The organism is Noviherbaspirillum sp. Root189 (assembly GCF_001428545.1).
Classification (GTDB): Bacteria; Pseudomonadota; Gammaproteobacteria; order Burkholderiales; family Burkholderiaceae_D; genus Noviherbaspirillum.
The window spans coordinates 18,309-29,088 of the sequence record NZ_LMHZ01000040.1 but is presented as its reverse complement, the minus strand read 5'-3'; the positions used below and the strand labels follow the sequence as shown (position 1 = coordinate 29,088).

The following is a 10,780-nucleotide window of genomic DNA, read 5'->3' as shown; positions in this document are numbered from 1 at the left end:
GGTTTGAAGCGTGCCATCGTAGCCCCTTCATCGTAGATGTCACTTACTCAGACAGCATAGATGCCGATTCGTTTACACCTTTTTGCACAGCCTCAACGTTTCCATCACTGGTGGTGCTGGTAACGACGTGCTGACCGGTAATGCAGGTAAGGACACAATCAACGGTGGCGTTGGTAACGACCAGATCGATGGTGGTGCTAACTCCGACACACTGAACGGTGGCGAAGGTAACGACACTGTTACTGGCGGTGCAGGCAACGATACACTGACTGGCGGTGCTGGTAACGATATCTTCGTGTTTGCAACTAAGGCTGACACACAAGGTGCATTGTTTGCTGCAACCAACACAAACAACTCCAACATCGACAAGATCGTTGACTTTGTTGGTAACGGTGCTGCTGCTGGCGACACAATCAACTTGGGCGGTGGTGCTGCTGCATTCGGTACAGCTATCACCTTCACTAATGCAACTACAGCAACAGTCACAGCAGTTACTGTGGCAACCGCTGCAGACTTCACTTCTTTGGCTGCAGGTGCTGAAGTAGTAAGCGCTGGCGTTGCATCGACATCGGCTGCTGCTCGTATCTATGACGTGACTGTAACTGAAGGCGCAATGGTCGGTCGTTACCTGATCATCAGCGATGAAACAGCAGCAATCACTGCAGCAGATACAATCATCAACATCACTGGTGTAAGCGGTGCTCTGAACGCACAAGACTTCACATTTGCTTAATTAAGTAAGCAACGGATAGCAGGAGTACCGCTATCCGTTTGAAGGCCAAGGCCACAAACCTTGGCCTTTTATATGTAAACAGTCATACAAAAATTGCAGTAATGCAGAGGGTGCAGGCGCCACCTGCACCTGAAACCTTCCCAAAAAGGTATTTACAGCCGGAGAGCGCAAGCCCTCCGGCTTTTTTTACTTTGAGGGCAGGGTGAGGTCATCGGCGATCAAGCGGCCAGCTCGCTCGGCATGGTCATCGGTCAGCTCGATGTCGGACAAGGCAAACGAAGCCTTGGTCAGAATCTAGTGTTCGCTGGCTTCGGCGATGGCGATGTACTTGCGTCGTTCCTGAACGCCTCCGGTAAAAACACGCTGGTCGTTTGAATTTCCATCTCCAGGTTGCCTAACGCACCTGATAACCGTGACTGCCAAACACACGAAACACTGCGAACGTGGGCTAAGCTCAGTTAGACTGGTATTCCTGAAGCTGTCCAAACCGAAGTGTTCCAATGAATCACCCTGATCTTGACGTTGCCAGAGAAGCTGCCACAGACCGCATAGTCGGCCGCTCAGGCGGATCACACCGCGTGCTGCCAAACGAGCCCCGAATAATCAACTCGTCATTCCAATCAAACTTAACGGCGCAGTACTTGCTGCCCGCACTGGACAAGCTGGAAGCGTTTTTTCTGACGATACGTGCACAGGTGGACCCGGAATTGCAGAGAGCCCAGCCGGTGAAGCTGGGCAAGCCCTATCCGCTCGGGCAGTGCCTGGAAATCACGCTGACGGTGGAGAAGCGTTTGCGGCGACCAGACATATCAAGCCTGGGCGATCTGGCGGCACAGGGGTATGCGGCGTTTTCTGCTTTTCAATTGGCTGGTGGGTCTTTTCGCCAGGTGTGGGGCGATCTTCGTGGTGAATTTTTCCAGAATGCGTTTCAGCTCGGCACCTTGTACGTGGATGTATCCAACGATACCGTGACACCGACCAAGCCGAAGGTTGAGATTCTGCCTTTTGAAAAGGCAAGGTTTGCGGCCATCGCCGACTTTCAGCATTTCTCGCGGATTGCAGCACGCTACTGGGGCGACACAATTTTTCCCAACCACGTGCTGCCCGAACTTGCGCCTTATTGTCCCCTGGTGCACATCAGTCCCGTGGGCGTCGTATGCGTGCGCAATGCGACACCGTACATGGTTGGCTTGACCCAGGCCGGGAAGTTCAAGCCGAGCGAAGAGGTGTTGTGTGGTCCAGCCATGCCGACGGCATTGTTCGACTATGTTGCGCAGGCGTTAACGAGTACAAAGCTGAAGCTGGCTGCCTCGCCCGAAGAAGGACGAACGCATGCACTCCGCCTTTGCCGTGAATACCGCGCCAAGCGTGTGTACGGCTCTCAGTCGCAGACCAACCGGGTGATGGCAACGACGTGGGAGGTCAATCACCAGCTGATCGCGGCGAGCATAAAACGCGGGGCGTTCAAGATGAAATCTTCTGCGGTCTCCGGTACCGCCGAAGCAGAAGTGGCGCCGCAATATATCCCGATCTCAAAAACGCAACACGCCAGCAAGCGCTGGCGACGTTCTGCCAGTTACCACTTCGCAGCCGGTGATGCAGTGATCCCATTGGGGGCAGAGGAATTGCCCAAGGCAATGATGGCAATGCCGCTTGGTTTCGTCGCATCAGAGGAGGGTTTTACACCAGTCGCGGTGCAGGGCCTGGCTTCTGGCGAGAATCTCTTCGTTACCCGAGATGGCAGTTGGGCCAGTAACTACATCCCTGCCATCTATCGCGGCTATCCTTTTACGCTGGCTAACACCGAGACAGGACAGCAGGTGTTATGCATCGACCAGACAAGCGGCCTCGTGGTGGATGGAACGCAGGGCGAACTCTTTTTCAATGACGACGGTACACCTGGCCAAGCCGTCAAGGGCGTATTCGACATGCTCACCCGCGTTCATGCCGACCGCGAAAGCACTGCACGCATTTGCGCGGTGCTCCAAAAGCACCGGCTTATCGAGCCATGGCTGATCAAGGTGCAGAGCGACGATGGCGAGCGCAGCATTGAAGGCTTGTTCCGTATCGACGAAGTCGCCCTCAATGCGCTGCCAATCGACGCCCTGGAAGAAGTCCGGAAGGCCGGTGCATTGCCAGTCGCGTATTGTCAATTGCTGTCGATGCAACATCTGCCAGCGCTTGCTCAGCTGGCTCAGGCGCGCAGAAGGCCCTGAATTTAGGGCACGACGGACTTCCTGACAGTCCCACACGAGCGAATAGTGTAGCGCTCCCGTTGAGTAAGCATTGATCTTGAAAACCGTTGACCACCATGCGCCAGGTTTTGAAGTGTGGCATTTAGGGGGTAACTCGATTGACTGAGGCACAACGCCGGGCCGCCATGTCAATTTCCTACGAGAATCAGGTAATATTTGGTTACAGTAATTATGGCAATGCGTTGACGACTGGTTTCCTTATTTTTCTACCTCAGTTGTGCTTCATTGCCGGCGTGATTCTTATCCCGTAACGATCCCGACTCTCCCGCTTAGTGAATAACCGGCAGAACAGGGACAAGGCCGGAGCCACGTTTTTTGTACCTCACTATTAAGCGCGTGAAGGCGTGCCTTTACCATCTGTAAATTATTTCTGGAACAACAATGGCTATTACCAACGAGATGCGCACCGCAGTGACCGAACTGTATGTTTCGCTATTTGGCCGTGCACCCGAGAGTGCAGGCATGGCTTACTGGGTGGTTCAACTACATAACGGCGCCTCGTTGAGGGATATCGCGCAACACATGTATGAAGTGGCACCAGCACGTAATTACTATCCGGCTGGCGTCAGCAATGACGCGATCATTGCGAGGTTCTATCAAAATGTCTTGGGGCGTGTCGCCGACGACGAGGGTCTTAAATACTGGACCGTCGAACTGGACAAGCCGGGCAGCACGCCAGGAAGCGTCCTCATTGACATGATCAATGCAGTGAACGCCTATGCCGGCTCGGATGCGCACGCGATCAAATCCCAGGCCCTGTTTAAAAACAAGGTGGCGGTCGGCTATTACTATGGATTTGAAGTGGCTGGCAACGATACGGTCGCCGCCGCGAATATCCTTGCCGGCGTAACAGACGAGGATGCGTCGGTGAAAGCCGCGAAAGTGGCCTATCCGACGGCTGCTGATTTGAAAGTGGCCGCGGAGGCAGCAGCAGCAGCCGCAGCCGCCGCCGCAGCAGCAGCCGCAGCCGCCGCCGCAGCAGCAGCGGCAGCGGCAGCGGCAGCAGCAGCTGCAGCTGAAGCAGCAGCGCCGAAAACCTTCACGCTCACCGTTGGCAATGACAGCTTCACAGGCAACGTGAGCAACGATACCTTTAACGGCGTCGCCGGTACTGGCGCAACACTGGGCACTGGCGACTTCCTTAATGGTGCCGGGGGCACGGGTGACATCCTGAACATTTCCACCAACGCGAGCTTCAGCATCGACGGTGCCAAGGTTACCAACATTGAGAAGTTATCAGTGACAAACGCTGTCGCTGCAACGCGAACGGTAACGCTGACAAGCGTTACCGGGCTGACCGACGTGATCAATAATGCCAGTATTGCTAGCTCCGCCCTAGTGTTTAGCGGCCTGGCAGCGCCCGTCAACGTCACTGTGCAAAACACAACGGGCAGTACGACGGTACGGACCGCGGGTACATCTGGCGGATCAGATACGGTTGCCTTGACATTGTCGGGTGCTGGTTCCTCAACGACTTCTGCCGCTGTCACCCTTGCGGCAACGGTCGCAGCGACCAATGAATACGAAGTGCTGAACATCACATCCGGTGGTGGGTCGACCAACTATATAACCCTGACGACTGACAGTACACAGACCAGCCTTGGTACGGTCAACATCACTGGTTCGGCCGGCGTGGTCATGCGGCTGGCTGCGGATAACATTCGTACGAGTGCATTGACAATAAACGCTTCGACCGCGACTGGCGGTGTGACGATTGGCGCAGATGGTGCTAATAATTCCTTGGGCTTTGCCAATCATAACGTCACTTTGGGCGGCGGTAACGATACGGTTTATTTTGGTGCCAACCTATCGGCGAACGATACTGTTGCGGGTGGTGCCGGCACGGATACGCTGGGAATCTCTACGAATGTCTCCGATTCTGTAATGACGAACGTGAGCGGGTTTGAAGTTATTCGCTTTGACGTCAGCGCAGGCAGTATCACACAGGATGCAGGTATTTCATCCTTGTCCGGCTTCAACTATGCGGTGAGCGGCGGTAACTCCCTAACCCTGAACACCCTGGCAAATGCAACCGGCGTGACCGTGGTAGGCAATGCCTCAACCTTGACTATGGTTCATGCCGATGCAAGTGGCGGAAGCGATAACCTGACCTTGACCATGGGTGCAGGTGCTGTCAATCCGACCTTAACCACGCTGACCAATGTGACCGGGCTTGAAACCCTCAATATCGTGAGCACTGGCGGCACAGGCACCAATACGATCACGACCAACAGCGTCACCGCAGCACAAGTCGTCACTGGTGCGGGCAACCTGACGATCACCAATGCACTAGTGACATCGTCGTTTGATGCATCCGCGTTGACGGGCAATTTGAACGTGAAAGGACAAGCAACTTTCGCGACCAATATCAAAGGCGGTACAGGAAATGACACCATTAACGGCGGCTCGGAAAACGACACCATTATCGGTGGCGCGGGAAACGACACCATTACGGGTGGCGCCGGATCAGACAGCTTGACTGGGGGAGCAGGTGACGATCTGTTCGTCTTCACTGCTGTTTCTGAGTCCAACAATCTTGGTCCAGGAAGTCCTCTTGATACCATCACAGATTTCAATTCATCTGGCTCGGACAAGATTTTGCTGTATTTGAGCGGGACGGAAGTTAATGCTTCAAATTATGGAACAGGCGGCAACTTTGTCGACGGCGGCAGCAACGCTGGCTTTTACTCCAGCATCGATCATGCGCTCTATTTTAAGGCCGATGGCACAGCACTGAATAACAGCGCTACCAACGCATATGTAATATCCAGTGCAGCGACTATCAATGCGAGCAACTTACAGTTCAACATTACTGGCACCGCCGGCAACGATGTACTGACAGGTGGAGTCAACGGCGACACTATCAACGGCGACACGGGCAATGACGTCATTACTGGAGGTTTGGGAACTGACACGCTGACAGGTGGTACAGGGGCGGATGTTTTTGCTTACGATGGCAATGACGTCAGAGCGACCGGAGTCGACAAGATAACCGATTTCAGTTCCGCCGAAGACAAAATTCGCGTCTCACTATCTGGCTCGAACATCGACGGCTCTGTGTTTACTGCTACTAACGGGGTAGGCAATGGGGCGATGCTCGCCTCATTGAAGGCAGGCAACGTCATTTACGATTACTGGACAGGAGAACCTTCCAATCAAAATGTCTACATTTTCACGCAGGACTCTTCGGGCAGCGCTGCACCGGAGGCCATCAATGTCAATATTGGCTCGGGTACAGTTACTGCGACGAACTTCGAGTTCAGTCTCACTGGTACTGGCGGCAATGACAGTCTGAAAGGTGGCGCAGGTAACGACACAATTCGTGGCGGCAAGGGTGCTGACTCACTGGTTGGAGGTGGCGGTAACGACACTTATGTGTTTGAAGCTACAGGTGCCGACAACGGTACGGACGTTATTACCTTTATCGCTGGCACTGGCGCGGATGCTGACAAGTTCAACCTCTCTGCATTCCTCGCAGGTGGTTCTGTCGAACAAAACGGCGGCACAGGTTCAGCAATCGTTGCTTACAGCTCCGCAATTACAACAGACGTAGCAATCACTAACAAGCTTGCACTGTACAGCGACGCTGCCTATGACGGTGCTGCAACTGCATCAAATGTTGCTGGCTTGATTGAAGGTACAGGCAATACGTTTAGCCTGGCGTCCGGCGGTAAGGCGGTTGTGATCACGGGTGATATCAGCGGCGCAACTGACAAGTTCCAGGTATGGTACGTGAACGATTCGCTGGACGGTGTTGGCGGTACCGTTTCTGCTGCCGACATCGTTGCAGTCGGCATCTCGAACGCTGGCATCGACCTCGATACGCTGGTCAGTACCAACTTCGTATTTGCTTAATAATTGAGCAGTCATGAAGTGGCAGACGGATAGCGGAACAACGCAATCCGTTTGAAGAGTCAAGGCCACAAACCTTGGCCTTTTTTACTTTTGGGGGAGGGTAAGGTCGCCGACCAAAGAATGGGGGAAAGTCTTGCATTCACGCCCCTTTCCTCACATTAAGTGTTAGTGCTCGCCAAACGCATACGCTCCGTTGGCGCCATAGAACGGAAACGCGAATGGGAAGAACCGGGTCAAGCTTCGCTCGCCTAAGGCATGAGGCATCTGAACGGAATCTATACCTGTGCGATCAATCGCAACGTCGTCGCGTCGGGTAGTTCGCCAGCAAAGTCTGAACGGTATGCCAGCGAGGGTAAGTGGTTGCAAGCCCTGACCCCGGTTCTCGGTTCTCCTACCACCCATATTCATGGGAAGTACTAATCCTCTCGCCGATGTAATATTTCTCTTCTTCAATATGGATAACTGTGCGGAGACACCCTATGCATCCGATTCAAGTCGTAAGAGCCTTAATCCTTACTTTGTTTTTCGCCACAAGTGCCGTCTTGGCCCAGTCATCCAGTCAGTTTGCCACCCGTATTCCGCAATATTCTGACCTGAAGTTTCCGTCAGAGGCGAAGGCTCTCAGCTTCTTCAGCAGCATGTCCAACGCCATCTTCAAGCCGGAAGGGGAAGGCCCGTACCCCGCCATTGTTCTGGTTCATACCTGCGGCGGTATCCAGCCGCATATTAGTGAACGCGCGAAGGAACTGATCGAGGCCGGTTTCGTCGTGCTGGTACAGGATTCCTACGGGCCGCGCGGTCACACGGTCTTTTGTACACCTGCTGGCGTTGGTGCGCCGAGGGTGTACAAAGATTCCTTCGACGCGCTCAAGCACCTGGCCCAGCTCAAAGTGGTCGATCCGACGCGCATCTATCTCGTCGGACTGTCGCTGGGCAGCTTCGCCGCTGCAGCAGTCTCAAGCCCCGAAGTAGCACGGTGGATTGGCACGAGCGACCGGTTTCGTGCCTCAGTCGGCTGGTACGGTGCCTGCACGTTTGACGTCGGCCCGTATCCCAAATGGGAACTAGTCCGAAGTGATGTAGACCGTCCAGTCCTGCTGCTAATGGCAAAGAATGACAGCGAGACGCCGATTGCCGATTGCTTCCCTTTGCTCGAGAACCTGAAGGCGGAGGGAAAGCCCGTAGCGTGGCACGTGTATGACAATGCAACGCATGGCTGGGACAAGTCCGATTCGAGGCGTGGCTATCAGCAAAACACAGCAGTAACCGCTGACGCGATGAGGCGAACTATCGAATTTCTCAAGCAGAATTAAGGCAAGCCGCAATGCATGGCATGCGCTTCAGAAAGCAGTACGAGCTTTACGTAAAGGGGCGATATCCGTTATCGACTGATTCTCACTGCCTCTGTCACGATATTGCTCCCTTCCTTGGCTTCGATGTACTGAAGGAGGTTTTTGATAATAATGCTCATCTCCAGCATGACGCCGGATCAATGACCGCGCAGTAATCAGCATGTCATTCATCGGATTCGTCAGCAGTTATGCACTAAAGCGCGCTTGAGCAACATCCTGATTTGGCGCCTTCTCCGATCGGTTGGCTATCCCGCCTTTATGGGAATTGCAACCGATGCATTATCGGCCTATATTTATTTGTCTTGGAAAAAGAACAGCAAATCGGTTGTCACTATCACGAGGTGGGCAATGGCAGATGCATGGCATGCGCTTCAAAGCGCGATACGGGCATTACGCAAAGAGGGCGACATTCGACGCCGCCTGGCTGAAGCGTATAAGGAGGTGGACAAACTCAGATCGAAGGACCTGCCCTCCGAGGTTAGGGCAGACCATGAGTGGCTGCATTTACATTTGCATCCCCATGCCGTTGAAAGCATCTTGACCGAGATACGAATAACGGTGGCGCAGTTATCCGAAGCCCAACTCAGTGAAGCGGTCAATCGCATGGTTGCTCTATACAATGCCGTTGAGCAATATCAGCCGCCGATGGCTTCAACGTCATCAAAGCGGGCCGCGTGTACCGTGTCAAAAGGGCGTGATCCTGACAGGGCAAAGCAACTCGACCTGTGGGAATCCTGATGCCCGTCCTGTTTTCTTCTCAGCTGGCCGACAACCTGTAAGGAGCGTTGACTATCGTGCCTGGCCAGATTAATCGCAAAAAGCTCGTTATTGCCGTACGGGAGGTGGATAAACTGTTTACGCAGGCGATCCTCGGCGATGCGTTCGATGTAGTTCTCTGCCATACGCTGGAGGATGCTAAGGCTGCGATTGATGAGCAGGTAGGGATGGTGGTCTGCGGCGTTCACTTTGCCCAGGGAGCAGTCTTTGAGTTGCTGCAGTTCGTGCGATCAAACCCAGTGTCCAGACAAGTCCCCTTCTTTGTGATGCTTGATACGGCCGGCCGCTATAACTACTCGCCGGCCATCGTCCACGGTCTTCGGGCTGCGGCCAAGGCACTGGGGGCGACAGGATTTACCGACCTGTCGGCTTTGGTCGAAAAGACAGGGAGGGAAGAGGCGATTGAGATCTTGCGTCGTGGTATTCAGGATGCTCTGCATAAGCCTGACTGACAACCTTTGACGAACCGCGCCACCAGGCACAAACAATACATCAACATTTGCCATGCCGATGACGTTGTGCGTCTATGCCGAAGAACACAGCGGCAGGGATAGAACAAGTGCCGGGATTTTCATGCCCAGAGTGGAATGCAAAAATAAATTAGTATTCTTGCAACGGCATTATCTTTTTGCTATTGTCCCGTCTATATTTTTGGCGGGGTATTCCAGTATGGGCAGTATGTTAATCAGCGTTCCGGATATGGCGGATGGTGATCTGGTTTTTGATGAGGCCGAGACAAAACAGATCCTTATATTTTTCTGGCCCCATAAATCGGCGGACATCAATGGCATGACCGTTGATAATGAGGGACGCCGACTGGCGCAATCCGCATTGATCGCCGCTATCGATGGATCCTATGCGATGGGCTTTATCGACGCACTCGGGCGAACCATCGTACGTCCAGGTTCGGGCATCAAGTCCCTTGCACAAAAGCTCGGTCGCAAATTCATCAAGCACTGGTGGAAGCATGCGACTCAGCGAAACCTTGAAGCTGTCAAAATTTATGATTCCGTGCGAGTCGCCATCGCATCAAAGTTAAAGTTTCGTATTGACGCTACGCTGCAAGGCGTTGCCCTCAGGCGGGGTAATGCGCCATTCTACGCAACCAGTACCGGCGTGGCGCTCGTATGGGCATGAACTCTCGCAAGCTCCGATCGTTGTCAATCTGGATTGGAGTCGCTCTGGCTGTGACCATACTCGCGCTTTACGCAGCGATTGTTCGTTCAACGATGAATGAAAACCCGGTCTCGTTGCTTGCCTGCATGGAGACCGAAGTATCCTGGCGTGCCTGGACGTGCGAGAAAGTGCTTCGTCATGCGTCGTTGACGGACGACCAGGTACGTCAGCTCAACCAGGAGGCCGGGCTCCGCTTCCCTCTGTCGATGGAGAACCCCAGGCACGTGGAAGAGATGTTCGAGTTATTCATCGACAGAGGCGTCGATATCAATGCGCGCGACCAGGAGACAAAGGGATGGACTGCATTGCATGGGACTTCCATGGGAGACCCTGCAGAGAAAGTCGCGATCCTGCTCAGGCATGGCGCGCGGATTGACCTCCGTGACAGCGACGGCCGGACGCCACTGGACCTGGCCCGGCTGGCACGGCAAAAATACCCCACCAACCCGCATATCGCCGAGACGATCCGGCTCCTTGAAGAAGCTCAGGGAAAATCACCGTCTTAATCATTTGTGCTGGGGTCGTCGTACAGATGTTGCGAGATTGTCGGGGCCGCAAAGCCGCCACCGTCAGCCGGCTCACCGCAGACAGTGCCGGCCTCGGTGAAATGTTCAGCGCCATGAACTGGGCTA

At 54.1% G+C, this 10,780-nt stretch carries 9 protein-coding genes; all 9 read left to right on the top strand.

Annotation, left to right across the window (positions count from 1 at the left end; genetic code table 11):
* The first annotated feature begins 82 nt into the window (after window positions 1–82).
* The 9 genes from ASE07_RS20610 (at window position 83) to ASE07_RS20570 (ending at window position 10,654) form a co-directional block, all read left to right on the top strand.
* Window positions 83–733, top strand: a complete 651-nt coding sequence (locus ASE07_RS20610) for a calcium-binding protein (RefSeq protein ID WP_057292709.1) — start codon at window positions 83–85, stop codon at window positions 731–733.
* Between the two features lie 240 nt (window positions 734–973).
* Entirely contained in the window at window positions 974–1,108 is a 135-nt protein-coding gene (locus ASE07_RS30435; RefSeq protein ID WP_268793451.1) for a hypothetical protein, read from the top strand.
* A gap of 266 nt (window positions 1,109–1,374) precedes the next feature.
* A complete protein-coding gene (locus tag ASE07_RS20605; RefSeq protein ID WP_057292708.1) occupies window positions 1,375–2,949 on the top strand; it encodes a SapC family protein in 1,575 nt (524 codons plus the stop codon).
* 420 nt (window positions 2,950–3,369) lie between these two features.
* The gene (locus tag ASE07_RS20600; RefSeq protein ID WP_057292707.1) at window positions 3,370–6,843 is read left to right on the top strand and encodes a DUF4214 domain-containing protein; all 3,474 of its coding nucleotides are present in this window, start codon (window positions 3,370–3,372) and stop codon (window positions 6,841–6,843) included.
* A gap of 479 nt (window positions 6,844–7,322) precedes the next feature.
* On the top strand, window positions 7,323–8,156 hold the full coding sequence (locus ASE07_RS20595; RefSeq protein ID WP_057292706.1) for a dienelactone hydrolase family protein: 834 nt from the start codon (window positions 7,323–7,325) through the stop codon (window positions 8,154–8,156).
* A 243-nt stretch (window positions 8,157–8,399) separates the two neighbouring features.
* Entirely contained in the window at window positions 8,400–8,933 is a 534-nt protein-coding gene (locus ASE07_RS20585; protein WP_156396846.1) for a hypothetical protein, read from the top strand.
* Window positions 8,934–8,989: 56 nt separating this feature from the next.
* Entirely contained in the window at window positions 8,990–9,424 is a 435-nt protein-coding gene (locus ASE07_RS20580) for a hypothetical protein (RefSeq protein ID WP_156396844.1), read from the top strand.
* Window positions 9,425–9,476: 52 nt separating this feature from the next.
* Window positions 9,477–10,109, top strand: a complete 633-nt coding sequence (locus tag ASE07_RS20575; RefSeq protein ID WP_156396842.1) for a hypothetical protein — start codon at window positions 9,477–9,479, stop codon at window positions 10,107–10,109.
* Window positions 10,100–10,654 carry an ankyrin repeat domain-containing protein gene (locus ASE07_RS20570; protein ID WP_057292701.1) on the top strand — a complete coding sequence of 185 codons (555 nt, stop codon included), beginning with the start codon at window positions 10,100–10,102 and terminating at the stop codon, window positions 10,652–10,654. Before ASE07_RS20575 ends, ASE07_RS20570 begins: the two co-directional genes overlap by 10 nt.
* Window positions 10,655–10,780: the final 126 nt, after the last annotated feature.

Coding starts and splice junctions, on each gene's coding strand:
- ASE07_RS30435 (WP_268793451.1), top strand. CDS start 974: ATGGTCATCGGTCAGCTCGATGTCGGACAAGGCAAACGAAGCCTTGGT.
- ASE07_RS20600 (WP_057292707.1), top strand. CDS start 3,370: ATGGCTATTACCAACGAGATGCGCACCGCAGTGACCGAACTGTATGTT.
- ASE07_RS20595 (WP_057292706.1), top strand. CDS start 7,323: ATGCATCCGATTCAAGTCGTAAGAGCCTTAATCCTTACTTTGTTTTTC.
- ASE07_RS20575 (WP_156396842.1), top strand. CDS start 9,477: ATGCCGATGACGTTGTGCGTCTATGCCGAAGAACACAGCGGCAGGGAT.
- ASE07_RS20570 (WP_057292701.1), top strand. CDS start 10,100: ATGGGCATGAACTCTCGCAAGCTCCGATCGTTGTCAATCTGGATTGGA.